The sequence below is a fragment of the Pseudomonas sp. IT-P2 genome (genome assembly GCF_949767575.1).
GTDB lineage: Bacteria > Pseudomonadota > Gammaproteobacteria > Pseudomonadales > Pseudomonadaceae > Aquipseudomonas > Aquipseudomonas pharyngis.
Genome location: NZ_CATKQA010000044.1, coordinates 188471 through 211100, shown reverse-complemented (window position 1 = coordinate 211100; position 22630 = coordinate 188471). Strand labels below are relative to the sequence as shown.

19 protein-coding genes are annotated in these 22630 nt (G+C 61.6%); 11 read left to right on the top strand and 8 right to left on the bottom strand.

Annotated features, from left to right (window positions below; all coding sequences use genetic code 11):
• Positions 1-124: 124 nt before the first annotated feature.
• On the bottom strand, positions 125-1498 hold the full coding sequence (locus ACM6JM_RS20325; RefSeq protein ID WP_103385889.1) for a COG3014 family protein: 1374 nt from the start codon (positions 1496-1498) through the stop codon (positions 125-127).
• Between the two features lie 151 nt (positions 1499-1649).
• On the opposite strand from ACM6JM_RS20325, the gene ACM6JM_RS20320 reads away from it, so the two are divergent.
• Together ACM6JM_RS20320 and ACM6JM_RS20315 are read left to right on the top strand one after the other, a co-directional pair.
• Positions 1650-3545, top strand: coding sequence for an FTR1 family protein (locus tag ACM6JM_RS20320; protein ID WP_414882405.1), 1896 nt, complete (start codon positions 1650-1652; stop codon positions 3543-3545).
• 4 nt (positions 3546-3549) lie between these two features.
• Positions 3550-4005 (top strand): YaiI/YqxD family protein, encoded by a 456-nt coding sequence (locus ACM6JM_RS20315; RefSeq protein WP_085654031.1) that lies wholly within the window; start codon positions 3550-3552, stop codon positions 4003-4005.
• A gap of 154 nt (positions 4006-4159) precedes the next feature.
• Here ACM6JM_RS20315 and elbB read toward each other — a convergent pair whose 3' ends face one another.
• On the bottom strand, positions 4160-4828 hold the full coding sequence (gene elbB, locus ACM6JM_RS20310; RefSeq protein ID WP_039765316.1) for an isoprenoid biosynthesis glyoxalase ElbB: 669 nt from the start codon (positions 4826-4828) through the stop codon (positions 4160-4162).
• A 115-nt stretch (positions 4829-4943) separates the two neighbouring features.
• Here elbB and ACM6JM_RS20305 point away from each other — a divergent pair, with 115 nt between their 5' ends.
• Positions 4944-6179 carry a sterol desaturase family protein gene (locus tag ACM6JM_RS20305; RefSeq protein WP_414882404.1) on the top strand — a complete coding sequence of 412 codons (1236 nt, stop codon included), beginning with the start codon at positions 4944-4946 and terminating at the stop codon, positions 6177-6179.
• Here the strand turns inward: ACM6JM_RS20305 and ACM6JM_RS20300 are convergent.
• Positions 6160-6816, bottom strand: a complete 657-nt coding sequence (locus tag ACM6JM_RS20300) for a DedA family protein (RefSeq protein ID WP_039765319.1) — start codon at positions 6814-6816, stop codon at positions 6160-6162. The genes ACM6JM_RS20305 and ACM6JM_RS20300 overlap by 20 nt on opposite strands.
• A gap of 208 nt (positions 6817-7024) precedes the next feature.
• On the opposite strand from ACM6JM_RS20300, the gene hemB reads away from it, so the two are divergent.
• Together hemB and ppk1 are read left to right on the top strand one after the other, a co-directional pair.
• On the top strand, positions 7025-8038 hold the full coding sequence (hemB, locus tag ACM6JM_RS20295) for a porphobilinogen synthase (RefSeq protein ID WP_007951836.1): 1014 nt from the start codon (positions 7025-7027) through the stop codon (positions 8036-8038).
• Between the two features lie 18 nt (positions 8039-8056).
• Positions 8057-10282, top strand: a complete 2226-nt coding sequence (gene ppk1, locus ACM6JM_RS20290; RefSeq protein WP_064600299.1) for a polyphosphate kinase 1 — start codon at positions 8057-8059, stop codon at positions 10280-10282.
• A gap of 66 nt (positions 10283-10348) precedes the next feature.
• On the opposite strand, the gene ppx is transcribed toward ppk1, so the two are convergent.
• The 5 genes from ppx to ACM6JM_RS20265 all read right to left on the bottom strand — a co-directional run bounded on the left by ppx (position 10349) and on the right by ACM6JM_RS20265 (position 14972).
• Positions 10349-11851, bottom strand: a complete 1503-nt coding sequence (gene ppx / locus ACM6JM_RS20285) for an exopolyphosphatase (RefSeq protein ID WP_039765323.1) — start codon at positions 11849-11851, stop codon at positions 10349-10351.
• Between the two features lie 262 nt (positions 11852-12113).
• Positions 12114-12851 (bottom strand): amino acid ABC transporter ATP-binding protein, encoded by a 738-nt coding sequence (locus tag ACM6JM_RS20280; protein WP_064600296.1) that lies wholly within the window; start codon positions 12849-12851, stop codon positions 12114-12116.
• Positions 12838-13488: an amino acid ABC transporter permease gene (locus ACM6JM_RS20275; RefSeq protein ID WP_011336490.1), complete on the bottom strand. Its 651-nt coding sequence runs from the start codon at positions 13486-13488 to the stop codon at positions 12838-12840. Before ACM6JM_RS20275 ends, ACM6JM_RS20280 begins: the two co-directional genes overlap by 14 nt.
• The gene (locus ACM6JM_RS20270; RefSeq protein ID WP_039765327.1) at positions 13485-14165 is read right to left on the bottom strand and encodes an amino acid ABC transporter permease; all 681 of its coding nucleotides are present in this window, start codon (positions 14163-14165) and stop codon (positions 13485-13487) included. Before ACM6JM_RS20270 ends, ACM6JM_RS20275 begins: the two co-directional genes overlap by 4 nt.
• A gap of 21 nt (positions 14166-14186) precedes the next feature.
• Positions 14187-14972, bottom strand: coding sequence for a transporter substrate-binding domain-containing protein (locus ACM6JM_RS20265; RefSeq protein ID WP_414882403.1), 786 nt, complete (start codon positions 14970-14972; stop codon positions 14187-14189).
• A gap of 256 nt (positions 14973-15228) precedes the next feature.
• Between ACM6JM_RS20265 and ACM6JM_RS20260 the strand changes: the two genes are divergently transcribed.
• From ACM6JM_RS20260 to ACM6JM_RS20235, 6 genes are all read left to right on the top strand, one after another.
• A complete protein-coding gene (locus ACM6JM_RS20260; protein ID WP_039765330.1) occupies positions 15229-15936 on the top strand; it encodes a FadR/GntR family transcriptional regulator in 708 nt (235 codons plus the stop codon).
• Positions 15937-16056: 120 nt separating this feature from the next.
• A complete protein-coding gene (trxA, locus tag ACM6JM_RS20255) occupies positions 16057-16386 on the top strand; it encodes a thioredoxin TrxA (protein ID WP_003206727.1) in 330 nt (109 codons plus the stop codon).
• A 248-nt stretch (positions 16387-16634) separates the two neighbouring features.
• Positions 16635-17894 carry a transcription termination factor Rho gene (gene rho, locus ACM6JM_RS20250; RefSeq protein WP_011336486.1) on the top strand — a complete coding sequence of 420 codons (1260 nt, stop codon included), beginning with the start codon at positions 16635-16637 and terminating at the stop codon, positions 17892-17894.
• Between the two features lie 169 nt (positions 17895-18063).
• Entirely contained in the window at positions 18064-20061 is a 1998-nt protein-coding gene (locus tag ACM6JM_RS20245) for an acyltransferase family protein (protein ID WP_414882402.1), read from the top strand.
• 69 nt (positions 20062-20130) lie between these two features.
• A complete protein-coding gene (gene ubiD / locus ACM6JM_RS20240; RefSeq protein WP_039765334.1) occupies positions 20131-21597 on the top strand; it encodes a 4-hydroxy-3-polyprenylbenzoate decarboxylase in 1467 nt (488 codons plus the stop codon).
• Positions 21597-22565 carry a CDP-6-deoxy-delta-3,4-glucoseen reductase gene (locus tag ACM6JM_RS20235; protein WP_414882401.1) on the top strand — a complete coding sequence of 323 codons (969 nt, stop codon included), beginning with the start codon at positions 21597-21599 and terminating at the stop codon, positions 22563-22565. The genes ubiD and ACM6JM_RS20235 overlap by 1 nt, the downstream gene beginning before the upstream one ends.
• The last annotated feature ends 65 nt before the right edge of the window (positions 22566-22630 follow it).

Genomic DNA, 22630 nt, shown 5'->3' with positions numbered 1-22630 from the left:
CCTGCCAATTCCTCATAAAAAGAGGAGCTTTAATGCCTCAACGCGATAGCGCGGGCGCGGCATTATAAGCGGGCGATGCTGGCTATGTAATAGCTTTTTAATTGCACTGGTTAGCTGGGTGCCATTACTTATCCGGCAGTCTGGCATTGCCGATTACGTTGGCGATATCTCTCAAAACTCGCAGGTTGACCAACTGGTGATCGCGGTCGATGCGCAGGGTGACCGATGACGCTCCGGGTGCATTGGGCGCATTGAATTGATGATCGCCTTTCTTCAGCCGGATGCGTGCCACCAATGTCTTGTCGGGGAGCGTGCGCCAGGTTCGGGTATCGGCCTCCTCAAAGGGGTCGTGCTCGGTGACGACCAGCGAGGCCTTGGCCGGATTGCGTTCGTTTTCCTGGGCCTGGGAAATGGCGGCCATATTGGCGCGGAACATTGCCCGGGAAATGATCGCCGGCATGTCATCGCGCAGCGTACGAAACGCCATGTCGGTGACGCTGTTGATCACGGTCAGCGGGCGTTTGCGGCCATCCACCAGGATGTGGTCGAACGCTGGTGTGACGGTGTCCGGCACCAGGATGGGAAACGAGATCGGTGCGGTAATGACCAGACTTTCATTGAGCCGCACCGGGATCGGCACCGTTACCGAGCTGCGGGCCGGCGCCAGACCGCTCTGGACGACGATCAGAACATCGCTTTCATCATCCTTGGCCGGCGGCTGGTCGAGATTGCGCAACGCCTGTTCGAGGAAGGGGATATTCGGGCGCAACTCGATTGCCTGGCGATAACCCGGTGCGGCCAGATCCCGTTCACCCAGCGCTTCATAGGTGAACCCGGCCAGGTAATGGCTGAAAGCACTCTGGTAGCCGTTTTTCAGTTCGATAACCGCTGGCGCGTCCAGGGTTGTGACGGGATAGCCCTGCAGATCCTTGTATTGCACGACGATGCCTTGAGCTTTGGCCTGTTCCTCGAGCTCTTCATACTGGCGCTCCCGCTGGCGGGCGATCAGTGCTTCACGTTCGTGGGTCTTCTTGATGTCTGCCCGGGCGCCGTCGAAATCACTTTCGCCCAATTGGTTGAGGGCCATCTGTGTGGTCAGCATGACTTTTTCGTAGTCATAGCCTTCGTAGCGGCTGAGCTTGTCGTTGACCAGCAGGGTGCCCATTTCATAGGCAAACCGGTTGAGCAGCTTCATGGGCGCGGAAGGTACGGCCTCTTCGCGTTGAAACACCATCCGGTCGGCGCTGCGCCAGGCTTTCTGGCTCTGGGGGCGTGCGTTGGCGAAGCTGAGGATCGAGCCCTTTTCGAAGTAATACAGCAGATCCTTTTCTTCCCAGGGGTTGTTCCATTCCAGCAGGTCCAGGGCACCCTGATAGTCGCCGAGCATCAGCCGGTCGTTGGTTTGCTGCATTTCCAGGTCGTAATTGCGGTAAGCCGCGCAGCCGCTCAGTTGCAGGATCGTGCTGATTAATACCGGGAGTAGCAGGCATTGGCGCATGGAGTGCAGCTCTTCCTGGAGCAGAGAGGCGAAAGGTGAAGGATTATAGGGGTGGGCAGTGGCCATGTGCCGGGTATTGGAGAGAAAGCTTGAGGGAATCGCGCTCGAAGTGAACAATATGTAACTTCGCATTTCCATTTGAGACTCATTCATGACTGCCGCGTCCCGATTTCTGGCCTGGCTGGTGTTCCCGCTGTGCGCCCTGAGCAGCTTCAATCTGCTGGCCGACACCGTGGAAGGCGCGCCGCAAGCGTTGCACCTGCTTGATTACATCAGCGCCGATTACCCGCCGACGGTAGCGGCAGGCAAGGTCATCGACGATGGCGAATACCGCGAGCAACTGGAATTCACCCAGGTGCTGCAAGGGCTGATCGCCGACCTGCCGGCCAAACCGGAGAAAGCGGCGCTGGAACAGGGCGTCAGCGCCTTGCACGCCGCGATCACGGCGAAACAGGACGGTGCGGACGTCGCCCGTCAGGCTCGGCAACTGGGGGCGAAACTGGCGGTGGCTTATGAAGTCAGCCAGGCCCCGATCATCACCCCCGACCCGACCCGCGGTGCGCCGCTCTACGCGCAGAACTGCTCGGTGTGCCATGGCGACACCGGTGCCGGCGACGGCCCGGCGGGTCTCGGCATGACGCCGGCGCCGGCCAATCTGCGCGACGCCGCGCGGATGGATCGCCTGAGCCTGTACGCGATCTACAGCACTCTCGGCCAGGGCGTCGAAGGCACTGACATGCCAGCCTTTGCCGATCAACTGGACGACCGTCAGCGCTGGGATCTGGCGACCTATATCGCGCAGTTCAGCGCCGATCCGGCCACGGCCAAATCCGACAAGACCTACAACATTGCTGATCTGGCCCGCCAGACCCCGGCCGAGGTGCAGGCTGCCGAGGGCGCTGAAGCCGCCGCGATCTTCCGTGCGCAACGGGCGCAGCCGCCGCAGGTCAAGCGCGGCCCGGCGCAGTTGCTCGACTACACCGCCGCGACCCTGGACAAGAGCCTGGCGGCGTACCGTGCCGGTGAACACGATCAGGCTTACGACCTGTCGGTGGCGGCGTATCTGGAAGGCTTCGAACTGGTCGAAAGCTCGCTGGACAACGTCGACGCCAACGTGCGCAAGGACACCGAAAAGTCCCTGATGGCCTATCGGCAATCGCTGCAGGACGGCTTGCCGGTGGAGCAGGCCGAACAGCGTCTCGATGCGGCCAAGGCCAAACTCAAGGAGTCTGCCGGCCTGTTGGGCAGCGATGGATTGAGCTGGTCGCTGAGCTACATCTCCGGTCTGCTGATTCTGCTGCGCGAAGGTCTGGAAGCGATTCTGGTGCTGGCGGCGATCCTCGCGTTCTTGCGCAACACCGACCAGCAATCGGCGGTGCGCAGCGTCAACGTCGGCTGGGGTCTGGCATTGCTGGCCGGTCTCGGGACCTGGGCGCTGGCGGCGTACGTGATCGATGTCAGCGGCTCCCAGCGTGAACTGCTCGAAGGTGCCACGGCGCTGTTTGCCAGCGTCATGGTGTTGTGGCTCGGGGTGTGGATGCACGACCGTCGGCACGCGGCAGCCTGGCAGGACTACATCAAGCAGAGTCTGGTTGGCGGAGGCGGGCGTTTCGGTTTCGCGATCCTGGCGTTCTTCTCGGTATACCGCGAACTGTTCGAAGTGATCCTGTTCTACGAAACCCTGTGGCTGCAGGCCGGTCCCGCCGGGCATAACGCGGTACTTGCTGGTGGTGCGACGGCGCTGGTGCTGCTGTTCGGTCTGGCGTGGGTGATCCTGCGCGGTTCGGCGAAACTGCCGCTGGCGCTGTTCTTCAGCATCAACGCGACGCTGCTCTGCGCGCTGTCGGTGGTGTTTGCCGGTCATGGTGTGAAGGCGTTGCAGGAAGCCGGGATCTTCGGCACCCGGCCGGTGGCGTTCTTCGATTTCGACTGGCTGGGCATTCATGCCGATGCCTACTCGCTGACGGCGCAGGCCGTGGCGATTGCGGCGATCATCGTGCTGTATGGCCGCAGTTGGTTGGCTGAAAAGCGCCGAGTGGCGGCTTGAGATGATGCGCGTATGGATCGATGCCGACGCCTGCCCGAAGATGGCCAAGGAGCTGGTGGTGAAGTTCGCCCTCAAGCGTCGCTTCGAAGTGGTGCTGGTGGCGGGGCAGCCGCAGAGCAAGCCGGCGCTGGCGATCGTCAAGTTGATCGTGGTGCCGAGCGGCCCGGATGCGGCGGATGATTATCTGGTGGAGCATGCGGTGCCGGGTGAGCTGGTGATCTGCAGCGACATTCCACTGGCCGACCGGCTGGTGAAGAAGGGCGTTGCAGCGCTGGACCCGCGCGGCAAGGAGTTCGACGCGCAGAACATGGGTGAGCGGCTGGCGACACGCAACCTGTTCACCGACCTGCGTGAGCAAGGCCAGGTCACTGGCGGCCCGGCGCCGTTCGGTGACCGCGAGAAGCAGGCGTTCGCCAATGCGCTGGACCGGATCCTCACCAGGCTCACCCGCAAAACCTGAACATTGATCGTTCCCACGTCGAGGCGTCGAACCGTCTGCGTGGGAATGCCTCTCGGGACGCTCCGCGTCCCAGCCTCACCACCGATGCAAAGCAGACGCGGAGCGTCCAAGGCTGCATTCCCACGCGGAGCGTGGGAACGATCACGGTCTCCGGTCAGGCGTCGTTTTCGTGAGTCAGCTCTAGCACCCGATCCACCAGTTTGTTGATCCCTGAAGCCGCCTCGCTGATCGTCTGCGCCAGCATGTACGCCGGAGTGGTCACCAGTTTGCGCGCCTTGTCTTCAATGATGTCGGTCACCGCGCAGTCTTCGTGGTTGGCGCCCATCTTGTTCATGGCGGCGGCGGTGTTGGCGTCGTTGCCGATGGTGCAGGTCACGCCGGGGCCGTAGATTTTCGCGGCCAGCGCCGGCGAAATGCAGATCAGGCCCACCGGTTTGCCCGCTTCGGCAAAGGCTTCGGCCAGCGCCAGCACTTGCGGCTGCACGGTGCAGCCGGCGCCTTCGATGGCGAAGTTCGACAGGTTCTTCGCCGCACCGAAACCGCCTGGCACGATCAGCGCATCGAAGTCCTCGACATCGGCCTCACGCAGATCCTTGACGTTGCCCCGGGCGATGCGAGCCGATTCCACCAGTACGTTGCGCGACTCGGGCATTTCTTCACCGGTCAGGTGATTGATCACATGCAATTGCGCGATGTTCGGGGCGAAGCACTGCACCTGGGCGCCGCGCTGGTCGAGGCGCAACAGGGTAATGACGCTTTCGTAGATCTCGGCGCCGTCGTAAACGCCGCAACCGGACAGGATCACTGCAACTTTTTTGCTCATGGGTTTCTCTCCAGATTCATGGCGCTAAATGTCCTCTAATTTGTCGTTCGTTGCCATAGGATCAAGCCGCGGCTACACCTAGGATCTGAGCTACAGATTCCGACCAGGGCGCGTCATGAACTTCATCCTGTATGCGGTACCGTTTTTCTTCGTGTTGATTGCGGCGGAGCTCATCGCCGACCGCTGGCGCGGGGTGAGCAACTATCGCCTGGCCGATGCGGTGAACAGCATCAGCACCGGGGTGTTGTCGACCACCACCGGCCTGTTGACCAAGGGCGTGGGCCTGGTGACCTATGCGTTTGCCCTGGAGCATCTGGCGCTGGTCAGGTTGCCTGCGGACAGCGTCTGGGTCTGGGTGTTTGCCTTTGTCTTCTATGACTTCTGCTATTACTGGCTGCATCGCATGGGCCATGAACGGAACATTCTCTGGGCGGCGCATTCGGTGCATCACCAGAGCGAGGACTACAACCTTTCCACGGCCTTGCGCCAGACCAGCACCGGGTTCCTGCTGAGCTGGATCTTCTACCTGCCGATGGCCGTGCTCGGGGTGCCGCTGCTGGTGTTCGTCAGCGTTGCGGCGCTGAATCTGCTGTATCAGTTCTGGGTCCATACCCGGCACATTCCCAAGCTCGGCTGGTTCGAGTGGTGCTTCGTCACGCCGTCCAATCATCGGGCCCACCATGCACAGAACGCTCTCTACATGGATCGCAACTACGGCGGGGTGTTCATTATTTGGGACCGACTGTTCGGCTCGTTCCAGGAGGAGGACGACAACGAGCCGGTGATTTTCGGCGTGACCACACCGCTGGGGAGCTGGAATCCGTTGTGGGCCAACCTGCAGTTCTACGCCCAACTGTGGGACGACGCGCGCCGGGCCGAGCGTACGTGGGACAAGATCCGGATCTGGTTCATGCGCACCGGCTGGCGTCCGGCGGACGTTGCGGCGAAGTACCCGATGAACAAGCCGGACCTGAGTCAGTTCCGCAAATTCGAAGTGCCGCTGGACAGCCGTCAGCAGTGGTACGTGGGGTTGCAGTTCGGCGTGTATGTGGCGCTGGGCAGTTATCTGATGAATCTGGAACACAGTCTGCCCACCGGAGCATTGCTGCTCGGCTGGGGCGCGGTGGCGTTCGGTTTGTTCGTGTTGGGCGTGGCCCTGGAGAATCGCCCGTGGGCGGCGAAGCTTGAAGTGTTGCGGCTGGCATCGAACCTGCCGCTGGTGTGGCTGGCGCCGCTGGTCGGACTCTGGCCGGCCAGCCCGGGGATATGGGTCGGCCTGCTCAGTTACAGCCTGCTCAGCGGCATCGGGCTGTATGGCTGTCGCCAGCGACTTACTCGGCTGGCGTCTTAGGATCGGCGGTGTTGGTCATTTCGGCTTTGTGCCGTTCGGCCTTGGCCAGCAGCTCGGCCTGTTCTTCCTCGTAAACCTTTTTCGCCAGCCGGGCATTCTTGAACCGGCGGCGCAGCCATAGGCCCAGGCCGAGCACCAGCAGCGCGCCCAGCACCCACAACTCATACTTCTTGATGCTGCCGAGCATGCCTTCGAGCACGGCGCCGAAATGGTAAGCAGCGGCGGCCAGGGCGGTGGCCCAGATCGCGGCGCCGATACCGTTGAGTAGCAGATAACGTCCCGGCGGATAGCCCGACAGGCCGATTGCCACCGGCATCACCGTGCGCAGGCCGTACACGAAGCGAAAGCTCAGGACCCAGATGTCCGGGTGCTTGCGGATGTGTTCCAGCGCGCGGTCGCCCATCATCTGCCAGCGCGGCTTGCGCGCCAGCAGCTTGCGCCCGTGCTTGCGGCCCAGGAAGTACCACAGCTGATCGCCGGCATAGCTGCCGAAGAACGCCACGACCACCACCAGTTTGATGTCCATGTATTCACGGAACGCGAGGAAGCCCGCGAGCACCAGGATGGTTTCGCCTTCGAAAAACGTCCCGAGAAACAGGGCAAAGTAGCCGAAGTCATGCAGAAATTGTTGGAGCATTGTCTGGGTGCTGGCGAAATGAACGCGCAGCCTAACCCTTCGGACACATTCAGGAAAGTGTCGAAATGTGTCTCGACGTGAACATTTCCTACACGGACAATGGAAAGCGACTACCTGTCGCAGGGGTGCACATAACTGTCATACGACCGTCATAATGGCCATCTATAACTGTCACGCTCGCCCGTTTGCGCGGGCTCAGGAGTCTGCCGTGAGCTTTACCCCAGCCAACCGTCTGTTCCCTGCCACCCGCCTGCGTCGCAATCGCCGTGATGATTTTTCCCGGCGGCTGGTACGTGAGAATGTGCTGACGGTCGATGACCTGATCCTGCCGGTGTTCGTGCTCGATGGTGAAAACCGCCGCGAAGCCGTGGCCTCGATGCCGGGTGTCGAGCGCCTGACCATCGACCTGCTGCTTGAAGAAGCCGCCAAATGGGTCGAACTGGGGATTCCGGCGCTGGCACTGTTTCCGGTTACCCCGCCCGAACTCAAATCCCTCGATGCCGCCGAAGCGTGGAATCCCGAAGGTATCGCCCAGCGCGCCACTCGCGCCCTGCGTGACCGATTCCCCGAGCTGGGCGTGATCACCGACGTCGCCCTCGACCCGTTCACCACTCACGGTCAGGACGGCATTCTCGATGAAGAAGGCTATGTGCAGAACGACATCACCGTCGATGCACTGGTCAAGCAAGCCTTGTCCCATGCTGCTGCGGGCGCCCAGGTGGTTGCCCCGTCGGACATGATGGACGGCCGCATCCAGGCCATCCGCGAAGCGCTGGAGCTGGCCGGTCACGTCAATGTGCGGATCATGGCCTACTCGGCCAAGTACGCCAGTGCCTATTACGGCCCGTTCCGCGATGCGGTGGGTTCGGCCGCGAACCTGGGCAAGGCGAACAAGGCCTCCTATCAGATGGACCCGGCCAACAGCGACGAAGCGCTGCACGAAGTGGGTGCGGACTTGTCTGAAGGCGCGGACATGGTCATGGTCAAACCCGGCATGCCGTACCTGGACATTTTGTTCCGGGTAAAAGATGCCTTCAAAGTGCCGACCTTCGTCTATCAGGTCAGCGGCGAATACGCCATGCACATGGCGGCGATCCAGAATGGCTGGTTGAGCGAAGGCGTGATCCTCGAATCCCTGACCGCCTTTAAACGTGCCGGCGCTGATGGCATCCTGACTTACTTTGCTGTCCGTGCCGCTCAATTGTTACGAGAGCAGAAATAGCCCTCCCAGGAACATTCGATGAATACCGAAGGACTCACTGAAGTTGCCGTAAAAGAAGCTCAACCCGTGGTCGAGCAGATTACCGAAACCCCGCCGGAACTGGAGCCTGCGCCACCCGCGCCGGCAACCGAGCCTGCCGCGGCGGTTCCGGCGATCGCGATTCCCGGCCTGGATGACAGCAGCCTGTACATCCACCGTGAATTGTCGCAACTGCAGTTCAACATCCGCGTGCTGGAACAGGCGCTGGACGAGTCCTACCCGTTGCTGGAGCGGCTGAAGTTCCTGCTGATCTTCTCCAGCAACCTCGACGAATTCTTCGAAATCCGCGTCGCCGGCCTCAAGAAACAGATCACCTTCGCCCGTGAACAGGCCGGCGCCGACGGCCTGCAACCGCATCAGGCCCTGGCCCGGATCAGCGAGCTGGTGCACGGTCACGTAGATCGCCAGTACGCGATCCTCAACGACATCCTGCTCCCGGAGCTGGAAAAGCATCAGGTGCGTTTCATCCGTCGTCGCCACTGGACGACCAAGATCAAAACCTGGGTCCGCCGCTATTTCCGCGACGAGATCGCGCCGATCATCACTCCGATCGGCCTCGACCCGACGCACCCGTTCCCGTTGCTGGTGAACAAAAGCCTGAACTTCATCGTCGAGCTCGAAGGTATCGACGCCTTCGGTCGCGACTCCGGTCTGGCGATCATTCCGGCGCCGCGTCTGCTGCCGCGGATCATCAAGGTGCCGGAAGAAGTCGGCGGCCCCGGCGACAACTATGTGTTCCTGTCGTCGATGATCCACGCCCACGCCGATGACCTGTTCCAGGGCATGAAGGTTAAAGGCTGCTACCAGTTCCGTCTGACTCGAAACGCCGACCTGGCGCTCGACTCCGAAGACGTCGAAGACCTGGCCCGCGCGCTGCGTGGCGAGCTGTTTTCGCGTCGATACGGTGACGCCGTGCGCCTGGAAGTCGCCGACACCTGCCCGAAACACCTGTCGGACTACCTGCTCAAGCAGTTCAACCTGAGCGAGACCGAGCTGTATCAGGTCAACGGTCCGGTAAACCTGACGCGTCTGTTCAGCATCACCGGCCTGGACAGCCATCCGGAGCTGCAATACACGCCGTTCACGCCGCAGATCCCGAAACTGCTGCAGAACAGCGAAAACATTTTCAGCGTGATCAGCAAGCAGGACATCCTGCTGCTGCACCCGTTCGAGTCGTTCACCCCGGTGGTCGACCTGCTGCGCCAGGCTGCCAAGGACCCGCACGTCCTCGCCGTGCGCCAGACCCTGTACCGCTCCGGCGCCAACTCGGAAATCGTCGATGCGCTGGTGGACGCCGCGCGTAACGGCAAGGAAGTGACGGCGGTCATCGAGCTGCGTGCGCGCTTCGACGAAGAATCCAACCTGCAACTGGCCAGCCGCCTGCAAGCGGCGGGCGCGGTGGTGATCTACGGCGTGGTCGGCTTCAAGACCCACGCCAAGATGATGCTGATCCTGCGCCGCGAGGCCGGTGAGATCGTGCGTTACGCGCACCTCGGCACCGGTAACTACCACGCCGGCAACGCCCGCCTGTACACCGACTACAGCCTGCTGACTTCCGACGACGCCTTGTGCGAAGACGTCGGCAAACTGTTCAGCCAATTGATCGGCATGGGCAAGACGCTGCGCATGAAGAAGCTGCTGCATGCGCCGTTCACCCTGAAGAAGGGCATGCTCGACATGATCACCCGCGAGACGCAATTTGCGCTCGACGGCAAACCGGCGCACATCATCGCCAAGTTCAACTCGCTGACCGATCCGAAGATCATCCGCGCGTTGTACAAGGCCAGCCAGTCCGGCGTGCGCATCGATCTGGTGGTGCGCGGCATGTGCTGCCTGCGTCCGGGCATCGCCGGGGTTTCGCACAACATCCACGTGCGCTCGATCATCGGCCGCTTCCTTGAGCACACCCGGGTGTTCTACTTCCTCAACGGTGGCGAGGAGCAGATGTTCCTCTCCAGCGCCGACTGGATGGAGCGCAACCTCGACAAGCGCGTCGAGACCTGCTTCCCGGTGGAAGGCAAGAAGTTGCTGACCCGGGTCAAGAAAGAGCTGGAGCTGTACCTGACCGACAACACCCACAGCTGGAGCCTGCAATCGGACGGCCGCTACATCCGCAACACGCCGACCGGCAACCAGAACCCGCGCAGTGCGCAGGCGACTTTGCTGGAGCGGTTGGGCAGCCCGATTCTGCCGGTGAGCAGCTGACCGCAGGTTTCATAGCTATAAAAAAGGCGATCCATCCGGATCGCCTTTTTTGTGCCTGCCCGTTACTCAATGAACGGTCAGAACAATCCCTACCCGCGTCAGCCACTCGGCCTCAAGCCCGAAATCCGCCTGGGTCAGCTGGTTTTCATCCAGCCAGTTCTCCGGGAATTCCACGTCGAGGTGGTTGCCATTTGCATGCAGTGTCACTTGCGGCATCGCCTGGGTGCCACGGATGTGGTGGAACAGGATGGCGAAACGCAGCAGCACGCACAGGCGGATCAGCTTGTCGCCGTCGTCGCCGAACTCGGCGAACTTGTCCTTGGGGATGTTGCGACGGTGGCCGCGCACCAGCAGGGCGAGCATTTGTTGGTCTTCGCGGGAGAACCCGGCGAGGTCCGAGTGTTCGATCAGGTAGGCGCCGTGCTTGTGGTAGTGATAGTGCGCGATGTCGAGCCCGACTTCGTGCACTTTCGCCGCCCAGCCCAGCAGTTCGCGCCAGATGCCGTCGTCCAGCTCCCAATCCACGGCCACTTGATCGAAGGCGTGCAAGGCTTTGCGCTCGACCCGTGCGGCCTGTTCCTGATCGACGTGGTAGCGCTCCATCAGCGAGGTCAGGGTGCGTTCGCGCACGTCTTCGTGGTGATGTCGGCCGAGCAGGTCGTAGAGCACGCCTTCACGCAGCGCGCCTTCGCAGTGATCCATTCGTTGCAGTTCGAGGGCGTCGAAGATCGCTTCGAGAATCGCCAGACCGGCCGGGAAGATCGCCCGACGATCCGGCTTGATGCCTTCGAAATCGATCTTGTCGACATCGCCGAGCTTGAACAGACGGCGCTTGAGCCACGCCAGGCCTTCGGCATTCACCTCGCCGGTGCCATGACCGCCGGCCTTCAGCGCCAGACCAATGGCGCGGATGGTGCCCGAGGAGCCAATGGCTTCATCCCAGGTCAGGCGATGCAGGGCGTGTTCGATGCTCATGATTTCCAGGCGCGCCGCCGTGTACGCCTGGGCGTAGCGGGCCGGGGTGATCTTGCCGTCCTTGAAGTAGCGTTGGGTGAAGCTCACGCAGCCCATTTGCAGGCTTTCGCGCAGCAGCGGTTCGAAACGCTGGCCGATGATGAATTCGGTACTGCCGCCGCCGATGTCGGCGACCAGACGTTTGCCCGGAGTGTCGGCGAGGGTGTGGGACACGCCGAGGTAGATCAGGCGGGCCTCTTCACGGCCGGAGATGACTTCCACCGGATGGCCGAGGATTTCTTCGGCGCGACGGATGAATTCGCCACGGTTGCGCGCCTCACGCAGGGCGTTGGTGCCGACGATCCGCACGGCGCCCAGCGGCATGCCATTGATCAGTTGGGCAAAGCGCTTGAGGCAGTCGAGACCGCGCTGCATGGATTCTTCGTTGAGCTGACGCTCATCGTCGATGCCGGCGGCCAGCTGAACTTTTTCTCCGAGCCGTTCGAGAATACGGATTTCGCCGTTCTGGGCCTTGGCCACGACCATATGGAAGCTGTTGGAGCCCAGGTCGATCGCGGCGATCAGGGACAGATTCTTGGCTTGGGATTGCGGCATGGTCTGGGGGTCTCGGTCGATAACCCCGACATCGTGCCACGATCAAACGCTGCCGCCAACGCGCATGGTTCAAACCCTTGATCCTGCGCATAAAAGCCAGGGACCGTTGCGCACTCAACGACGCTGATCGTTCCCACGCTCTGCGTGGGAATGCCTCAACGGACGCTCTGCGTCCGCTTTTGGGACGCGGAGCGTCCCGGGCTGCATTCCCACGCGGACGGTTCGACGCCTCGACGTGGGAACGATCGGGTAGCAGGCTGTTTCAGGCAGTCGCTTCCACGGTGCCAATAAAGTTCGCCAGCTCCGGCGTCTGCGGATCGGCAAACAGCACTTTCGGGTCACCCACCTCGTGCACCTTGCCCTGGTGCATGAACACCAGTTTGTCCCCGACCTCCCGGGCGAAGCGCATTTCGTGGGTGACCATGATCAGCGTCATGCCTTCCTTCGCGAGCTGGCGGACCACGCTGAGCACTTCGTTGACCAGCTCGGGGTCCAGCGCCGAGGTGATCTCGTCGCACAGCAGCACCTTCGGCGACATCGCCAGCGCCCGGGCAATCGCCACGCGTTGTTGCTGGCCGCCCGAGAGGCGTTCCGGGAACGCGTCGAACTTCTCGCCCAGGCCGACGCGCTCCAGCATCTGCCGCGCCAGTTCTTGTGCCTTGGCCTTGGGCACTTTCTGCACCACCTGCGGCGCGAGCATCACGTTTTCACCCACCGTCAGGTGCGGAAACAGATTGAACTGCTGGAACACCATCCCGACTTTCTGCCGCAGGCTGCGCAGGTCGGCGCGGGCGGCGTCGAGGTATTCGCCGTCGACTTCGATCACGCCGTCGTTGATCGATTCCAGACCGTTGAGGGTGCGCAGCAGGGTGGACTTGCCCGAGCCGCTGCGGCCGATGATCGCCACCACCTGGCCTTCCTCGACGCTCAGGTCGATGCCTTTGAGCACGTGGTGATCGCCGTAATATTTATGCAGGGCAGAAATTCTAAGCAGAGGCATGCAGTCTCCTTTCCAGGTAGCGCGCACTGAGGGACAGGGGGTAGCAGAGCAGGAAGTAGCCCAGGGCGACGAGGCCGTAGACCATGAACGGTTCGAAGGTGGCGTTGGCGAGCATGCCGCCGGTCTTGGTCAGCTCGGTGAAGCCGATGATCGAGGTCACGGCGGTGCCCTTGACCACTTGCACCGAGAAACCCACGGTCGGCGCCACGGCAATCCGCAGCGCCTGCGGCAGGATCACGTAGCGCAGTTGCTCCAGCGGATTCAGCGCCAGGCTCGACGAAGCTTCCCACTGACCGTGGGGAATCGCCTCGACGCAGCCGCGCCAGATCTCCGCCAGATAAGCACTGGTGAACAGCGTCAGGGCAATCGCCGCCGCCATCCACGGCGAAATTTCCACCCCGGCCAGGGCCACGCCGAAGAACACCAGAAACAGCTGCATCAACAGCGGTGTGCCTTGGAACAGTTCGATCCAGGTGCGGGCGATGCTGCTGGGCAGCGGGTTTTTCGAGATGCGCATGATCAGGATCAGCAACCCGACGATCCCGCCGCCGATGAACGCCACCAGCGACAGCGCCAGTGTCCATTGCAGGCCGGTCAGCAGATTGCGCAGAATGTCCCAGAACGTGAAGTCGCTCATTGGCTGCTCCTTGCGCTGCTTTTAGACAGATAACGCCGACCGAGCCAGTTCAACAGCTGACGGATCAGCAACGCCATGCACAGATAGATGAGGGTGGTCAGGGCGTAGGTTTCAAAGGCGCGGAAGTTGCGCGACTGAATGAAGTTGGCGGCGAAGCTCAATTCTTCGGTGGCAATCTGCGAACACACCGCCGAACCGAGCATGACGATGATGATCTGGCTGCTCAGCGCCGGCCAGACCTTGCCCAGCGCCGGCAACAGCACCACGTGGCGGAACGCTTCGAAACGGCTCATCGCCAATGCCGCTGCGGCTTCCAGCTGCCCGCGCGGAATCGCCTGGATACCGGCGCGGATGATTTCGGTCGAGTACGCACCGAGGTTGATCACCATCGCCAGCACCGCCGCCTGCCACTCGGAAATCTGCACGCCGAGGGACGGCAGGCCGAAGAAGATGAAGAACAGCTGCACCAGAAACGGCGTGTTGCGGATCAACTCCACATATACGCCGAAGATCGCCGAGAACGGGCGGATGTTCCACGCCCGCACCAGCGCCCCGACGATGCCCACGCCAACCCCGAAGAGTGCGCCGATGGCCGTCAGCTCAAGGGTGAACAGCGCCCCGCGCAAGAGCAGGTCGGTGTTTTCCACCACCGGCAAAAAATCGAACTGATAGGCCATGAAAGTCTCCCGCGTCGCCGGTCAGAGGTCGGCCGGCAGCGGCTCTTTGAGCCAGGTCTGCGCGTTCTTTTCCAGCGCGCCGTCAGCCTTGGCGGTGGTCAGGATCTCGTTGACCTTGCCCAGCAGCGCCGGCTCGTTCTTGTTCACGCCGACGTAGACCGGCGAATCCTTGAGCTTCACTTTCAGCGCGGGGACGCGTTTGGGGTTCTTTTCACTGATCGCGACCATTACCACGTTGCCGCTGGCGATCAGGTCGACCTGACCTGCGAGGTAGGCGGCGATGGTCGAGTTGTTGTCTTCGAAGCGTTTGATGGTCACGCCTTCCGGGGCGACCTTGGTCAGCTCGATGTCTTCGATGGCACCACGGGTGACGCTGATGGTTTTGCCCTTGAGATCGTCGAGGGTGCTGACCGCTGCGTCCGGCGGGCCGAACACGGCGAGGTAGAACGGCGCATAGGCGCGGGAGAAATCGATGACCTTCTCGCGCTCGGGGTTCTTGCCGAGGCTGGAAATCACCAGGTCGACCTTGCCGGTGGTCAGGAACGGGATGCGGTTGGTGCTGTTGACCGGGGTCAGTTCGAGTTTGACCTTGAGCTGCTCGGCCAGCAGTTTCGCGGTGTCGATATCGAGGCCGCGCGGCTTCATGTCCGGGCCGACCGAACCGAACGGCGGGAAGTCCTGGGGCACGGCAACTTTCAAGGTGCCGCGTTTGACCACGTCATCCAGACCGTCGGCATGGGCGGGGGCCTGGCTCAACATCAGACCGGCAAGCAGGGCGGCGAGGAGGGCGCTGTAACGCTTCGTCATGGACAATCTCCGGATCGGCGGGAAGTGAATTCTGCGTTCGGACAGAGCATGGGCCGTGCCAAGACAGCGATTCGGCCCCGCAAAGCCACGGGTTTAGCGGGTTTGTTCGGTCTTACTGGTCTGAACAGTCAGGTCGGGTTTCGCACTGCGATAGCGCATCGACGCGCACCGTCGAACCCCGCTGGGGCACGACTTGCCTGATGCCTCGAATAGCATTACAACTGGCCGCACCTTGGCCTGGTCCGTCTGGAAAACCATGAACTCGATCTCCCGCGCCGTACCCGAAGTGGCGCTGCAAGCGATCCGCAAACTGATTACCGAGCAGGGCTTCGGCCCCGGCGATGCGCTGCCTTCGCAACGGGATCTGGCGGTTCAGCTGGGCGTCAGCCGCGCGTCGTTGCGTGAGGCGTTGTCGTCCTTGAGCGCGCTGGGTGTGGTCAGCATTCAGCCGGGCAAGGGCGTGTTCGTGCAGGCACCGGTGGAATTGCCGCGCGGCGAGGGCGCTCCGGCCTGGCCGTTTGCCGCCCAGGCTTCGCCGCTGGAAATCTTTCAGTTGCGCTACGCGCTGGAAGGGTTCGCGGCCGGTCTGGCGGCGGTGACGCTGAGTACGTTTGATCTGGACGAACTGGAAGACAACGTCGCCGCCATGCGCGAGCAACTGCGCGCCGGCGATTTCGAGGCCGCGGCGAAACTGGATTTCGAATTCCACCGGCGGATCCTGCTGGCCAGCGGCAATCAGGCGATGCTGAGCATCCTCACCGCCAGCGCCGACATCTTTCTGGAGAGCCAGAAACTACCGTTCATCCGCGCCGAACGGGCCATGGAAACCTGGCAGGAACATCGCAAGATCCTCCGCGCCCTGGCCCGCCGGGCCTCCGCTGCCGCGCAGAAGGCCATGCAGGAGCACGTGCGCAATGCGGCGCTGCGTACCGGAATCGCCTTCATCGCCCCCGCCGGCGCGTGACTTGAGCTATACCCAAACTCATCGAGTGCCATAGCAAGACTCAATCATCTGCGGCTTCCTGAACAAGGGAAGGGCGGCTATGATGGGCCACGTTTTTTTGCTTACAACCTGGAGAATTCCATGAGCAGCGATCTGATCAAACACGTTAGCGACGCTAGCTTCGAAGCCGACGTACTCAAGGCCGAAGGCGCTGTCCTGGTCGACTACTGGGCTGAATGGTGCGGCCCTTGCAAAATGATCGCTCCGGTTCTGGACGAGATTGCAGAGACTTACAAAGGCAAGCTGACCGTTGCCAAACTGAACATCGACGAAAACCAGGAAACCCCTGCCAAGCACGGCGTACGTGGTATTCCGACCCTGATGCTGTTCAAGAACGGCAACGTGGAAGCGACCAAGGTCGGCGCTCTGTCGAAGTCGCAACTGGCTGCTTTCCTCGACGCCAACATCTAAGCGTCGCGGTAAAGTTGTCCTCAAAAAGCCCCGCAAATTGCGGGGCTTTTTGCGTATTCAGGGCTAGACGCTCCGAAACTCAGGTGGTACATTCGGCCCCGCACTGGTTTCTCCACTGCCCCCTGCTAGCCGTCGCCGACGCACTTCCTTTCGAATAAGTACGCGATCCTGTCGCCTTCTCCGCGGCGCGGCCTCATTAAGCCAAAAGCTTAATTTCCCCCCTCCATAAATGATTACGTCATTCCTATATGAATCTGACTGAACTCAAGCAAAAGCCGATTACCGAACTGCTCGAATTGGCCGAACAGATGGGCATAGAAAATATGGCCCGTTCGCGCAAGCAGGACGTGATTTTCTCCCTGCTGAAAAAGCACGCTAAAAGCGGTGAGGAAATCTCCGGTGATGGCGTGCTGGAGATTCTCCAGGACGGCTTCGGCTTCCTGCGCTCCGCTGACGCTTCCTACCTCGCCGGCCCTGACGACATCTACGTCTCGCCGAGCCAGATCCGCCGTTTCAACTTGCGCACCGGTGACACCATCGTTGGCAAGATCCGCCCTCCGAAGGAAGGCGAGCGTTATTTCGCCCTGCTCAAGGTCGACACGATCAACTTCGATCGTCCTGAGAACGCGAAAAACAAGATTCTCTTCGAGAACCTGACCCCGCTGTTCCCGACCGTGCGCATGAAGATGGAAGCCGGCAACGGTTCCACCGAAGACCTGACCGGTCGTGTGATCGACCTGTGCGCCCCGATCGGCAAAGGCCAGCGCGGTCTGATCGTTGCACCGCCGAAAGCCGGTAAAACGATCATGCTGCAGAACATCGCAGCGAACATTGCCCGTAACAACCCTGAAGTTCACCTGATCGTGCTGTTGATCGACGAGCGTCCGGAAGAAGTGACCGAAATGCAGCGCACCGTGCGCGGCGAAGTGGTTGCCTCGACTTTCGACGAGCCACCGACCCGTCACGTGCAAGTGGCTGAAATGGTGATCGAGAAGGCCAAGCGCCTGGTCGAACACAAGAAGGACGTGGTGATCCTGCTCGACTCCATCACCCGTCTGGCCCGTGCCTACAACACTGTGATCCCGAGCTCCGGCAAGGTGCTGACCGGTGGTGTCGATGCCCACGCCCTGGAGAAACCGAAGCGTTTCTTCGGCGCCGCGCGAAACATCGAAGAAGGCGGCTCGCTGACCATCATCGCCACCGCGCTGGTTGAAACCGGCTCGAAGATGGATGAAGTGATCTACGAAGAGTTCAAGGGCACCGGCAACATGGAACTGCCACTGGACCGTCGTATCGCCGAGAAGCGTGTGTTCCCGGCCATCAACATCAACAAGTCCGGTACCCGTCGTGAAGAGCTGCTGACTGCCGACGACGAACTGCAGCGTATGTGGATCCTGCGCAAACTGCTGCACCCGATGGACGAAGTCGCGGCCATCGAGTTCCTGGTCGACAAGCTGAAAACGACCAAGACCAACGACGAATTCTTCCTGTCGATGAAGCGCAAGTAACATCGTCGGTTGATTCAGAAGATGGCGTCCTTTCGAGGGCGCCATTTTTTTGCCTGTTTTTTGTCCGGCCGATAGGAGGTTTGCGATCTGGTAAGGTCAGTGACTGGGCAAAACAAGAAGCAGCGTTCGATGCTGTACAAAATAACCATCTGATTGGCATTAAAGATTTATGAGCACACTCGCTTATCGAAGGGATATCGACGGCTTGCGGGCAGTCGCGGTGATAGCCGTGGTGCTGTTCCATTTTGGCGTCCCTGGGTTTACCGGCGGTTTTGTCGGTGTGGACGTGTTTTTCGTGATCTCCGGTTACCTCATCACCTCGATCATCTGGAACCAGCGCCAGGCCGGCCGGTTCAGTTTCGTCGAGTTCTGGTCGCGGCGTGCGCGGCGGATCCTGCCGGCGCTGTTTGCGATGATCATCGCGGTGCTGGCGGTGGGCTGGTTCCTGATGGCGCCCAAGGACTACGAAGAACTCGGGCGCTCGGTGCGCTATCAGGTGCTGTTCGTCTCGAACATCCTGTTCATGCGCCAGGACGGCTATTTCGATGTCGCCTCGGACCTCAAACCGCTGCTGCACACCTGGTCGCTGGCGGTAGAGGAGCAGTTCTACATTGTCTTCCCGCTATTGCTGACCCTGATGTCGAGCCGCTTGAAGCACTGGCGGCTGGCGCTGTTCGGCGTGCTGCTCGTTTCATTCGGGTTGAGCGTCTGGGCGGTCCACCACCATCCGGAAAAAGCCTTCTTCCTGCTGCCGATGCGCGCATGGGAGCTGCTGGCGGGGGCGATGCTGGCGATCGCACCGAAGCATGCCTGGCGCCTCAAGCCGATGGCCGCGCAACTGTTGAGCCTGCTCGGCATGGGCCTGATTCTGTTGGCGGTGTTCGGTTTCGACAAGCGTACGCCGTTCCCCGGTGCGGCCGCATTGCTGCCGGTGCTTGGCGTGGTGCTGTTGATCCTGGCCAACGGTCATCGCCAGACCTGGGTAGGTCAATTCTTGAGCGGTCGGGTCATGGTAGGTCTGGGTCTGATTTCCTATTCCTGGTACTTGTGGCACTGGCCGGTGTTCGTGTTTTCCAGCTACGCCAGCGTCGACGAGCCGAGCGCCTTCGACAGCGCCGGGTTTATTCTGCTGACCCTGGTGCTGGGTTATCTGTCGTGGAAATTCGTCGAGACGCCGTTCCGCGAGCGGCGCTTGCTGGCCGGACGTCGGCAGATTCTGATCGCCGGTGCGTTCGGCGTGCTGATAATCGGACTGGCCGGGCAAACCCTGCGCTGGACCGACGGCCTGCCGTGGCGCCTGTCCGATCAGGCATTGCAATACGCCAAGGGGCGCGAGTGGCGGCCGGAGTTGATGGCATGTCTGGCGGACGACAAGACCCCGGATGACAAGTTGTTCTGTCATTACGGTCTGCAGAACCAGGCTTCGCGAGCGCTGGTCTGGGGCGACAGTCATGCCACGGCGTTGATTCCGGTCTTCGATGATGGTGCGCAAGCCCATGGCGTCAGTGTGATCCTCGCCAGTTCGCCGGGGTGCATACCGGTGGAAGGTCTGGAGCATGACGCCCGCTGCGCACGGTTCAACCAACGTGTGGTGCAGGCAATCAAACCGCAAACCGTCAGTGATGTGGTGCTGGTTGCGCGCTGGAGTCTGTATCTCTATGGCGATGCCAGAGGTGATCTGGGCCATGTCTTGAGAACGCCTGACGGGCACTACGACCGTGCCGTCGCCGAGCAGCGTCTGGCTGACGGTCTGCGCGCGCGAGTGGCGCAATTGCGTGCGGGCGGGCATCGGGTCTGGCTGGTGAAAGAGGCGCCGTTGCAGGCTTTCAGTCCGCCGTACCGTCTGACGCGACTGGCGATGCTGGATCGTCCGGTGGATGACGTCGGGCTGAATGTCGCCGAACACCAAAAGCGCCAGGCCTTCATCAGTCAGCTGTTCGCCGATCTGGCGAAAGACCCGGCGGTACGCGTGGTCGATCCGGCGCCGAAGCTGTGCGATGAAAGCGGTCTGTGCCGTGCCGAGCTCGGTGGGTATTCACTGTACACCGATGACAATCATCTGTCGGAGGTCGGCGCGCGTTTCGTTGCGCCGATCCTTGAACCGCTGTTTGTCGACCTGCAGGCGAGGGCAAATCTGGGAAAAGGTCAGGCGAATGCAGCCAAGTAAGCAGTGACGGGCTGCCAGCGACCGGCATAGCAGGTAGGATGTACGCCTATTTTGAGGGTGCCATCGTCAATGAAATTCAAGGATCTTCGGGATTTCGTGCAGCAGCTTGAGCAGCGCGGAGAGTTGAAACGCATCCAGATTCCCGTTTCGCCGGTGCTGGAAATGACCGAGGTGTGCGACCGCACGCTGCGGGCCAAGGGCCCGGCGCTGCTGTTCGAGAACCCGACCGGCTACGACATCCCGGTGCTCGGCAACCTGTTCGGCACCCCCGAGCGGGTCGCCATGGGCATGGGCGCCGAGTCGGTCAGCGAGCTGCGCGAAATCGGCAAGCTGCTGGCGTTCCTCAAGGAACCGGAGCCGCCGAAGGGTTTGAAGGACGCGTGGTCGAAGCTGCCGATCTTCCGCAAGATCATTGCGATGGCGCCGAAAGTCATCAAGGACGCGCCGTGCCAGGAAGTGGTCATAGAAGGCGACGACGTCGATCTGGCGATGCTGCCGGTGCAGACCTGCTGGCCGGGCGACGTGGCGCCGCTGATCACTTGGGGCCTGACGGTCACCAAAGGTCCGAACAAGGATCGGCAGAACCTTGGCATCTACCGTCAGCAAGTGATCGGCCGCAACAAGGTCATCATGCGCTGGCTCAGCCACCGTGGCGGTGCGCTGGATTTCCGTGAGTGGTGCGAGAAGCACCCGGGCCAGCCGTTCCCGGTGTCCGTGGCCCTCGGTGCCGATCCGGCGACCATTCTCGGCGCCGTTACTCCGGTGCCGGACAGCCTCTCCGAATACGCCTTCGCCGGTCTGCTGCGCGACAGTCGCACGGAGCTGGTGAAGTGCCGTGGCAACGACCTGCAAGTGCCGGCCACTGCCGAAATCATCCTTGAAGGCGTGATCCATCCGGGCGAGATGGCCGACGAAGGCCCGTACGGTGACCACACCGGTTACTACAACGAAGTCGACAGCTTCCCGGTGTTCACCGTCGAGCGCATCACCCACCGGATCAAACCGATTTACCACAGCACCTACACCGGCCGTCCGCCGGATGAGCCGGCGATTCTCGGCGTGGCGCTGAACGAAGTGTTCGTGCCGATCCTGCAGAAGCAGTTTCCGGAGATCACCGACTTCTACCTGCCGCCGGAAGGCTGCTCGTACCGCATGGCCGTGGTGACGATGAAGAAGTCGTATCCGGGCCACGCCAAGCGCGTGATGCTGGGTGTCTGGTCGTTTTTGCGACAGTTCATGTACACCAAGTTCGTTATCGTCACCGACGACGACATCAACGCGCGTGACTGGAACGACGTGATCTGGGCCATCACCACGCGCATGGACCCCAAGCGCGACACGGTGATGATCGACAACACGCCGATCGACTACCTCGACTTTGCCTCGCCGGTGTCGGGACTCGGCTCGAAGATGGGCCTGGACGCCACCCACAAGTGGCCGGGCGAAACCACTCGCGAGTGGGGCCGCGTCATCGTCAAGGATGATGCCGTCACTCAACGGATCGATGCCATCTGGAATCAGTTAGGAATAGATTGATGCGTGTAACCCTGCAGCCCTCCGGAGCGGTGCTCGAGATACAGCCCGGAGAGCAGATTCTCGATGGTGCGCGGCGCCTGGGCTACGAATGCCCGCAAAGCTGTCGCAACGGCAATTGTCACGTGTGCGCGGCGCTGCTGGTGGAAGGCCGGGTCCAACAGGCCGGCAAGGTGCACGACCACGGCGAGTTCTACACTTGCATAGCGGAGCCGCTGGAAGACTGCATCGTGCTGTGGGATAGCGTGCTCGCGCTGGGAGAACTGCCGGTGCGCAGCGTGTCGTGTCAGGTCATCGAATGCCGGGACGTCGGTGGCGATACCTTTCGCGTGCGCCTGCGGGCGCCGGCCGGCAAACCGCCGCGCTACCACGCTGGCCAGTATTTGATGATCGAGCGCGAGAACGGCGAGAAGTCGGCGTTCTCCATGGCCTCGGCGCCCCACGGCGGGCGCGATCTGGAAATCCATGTGCTGGCGCGCGAATCCAGTGCGCTGAGCCTGATCGATCAGCTCAAGCGCAACCCGATGGTGCGGGTCGAACTGCCGTTCGGCGACACCCATCTGGCGGAACTGCCGGACGGGCCGCTGGTGCTGATCGCCGCCGGCACCGGCATGGGTCAGATCCACAGCCTGATCGAACATTGCCGGGCTTCGGGCTTCAAACATCCGGTGCACTTGTATTGGGGCGTGCGTCGTCCGGAAGATTTCTACGAAATCGAACATTGGGACGAATGGCTGAAATTGCCCAATCTGTTCCTGCACAAAGTCGTCAGTGACCAGTGCGGCTGGGAGGGGCGCTGCGGGATGTTGCACGAAGCGGTGTGCGAGGATTTCCCTGATCTGAAACCGTTGCACGTCTATGCCAGCGGCTCGCCGGCCATGGTCTACGGCACGCTGGATGCGCTGGTGGAAGCGGGGATGGATGCCCATCAGATGCGTGCGGATGTGTTTGCTTACGCACCCCGCGCCTGAGTCCGTTATAACTCTTCATATAGCCGATCGGTATTTATGTAATTGCATAAATGCCGGTAGGTTAT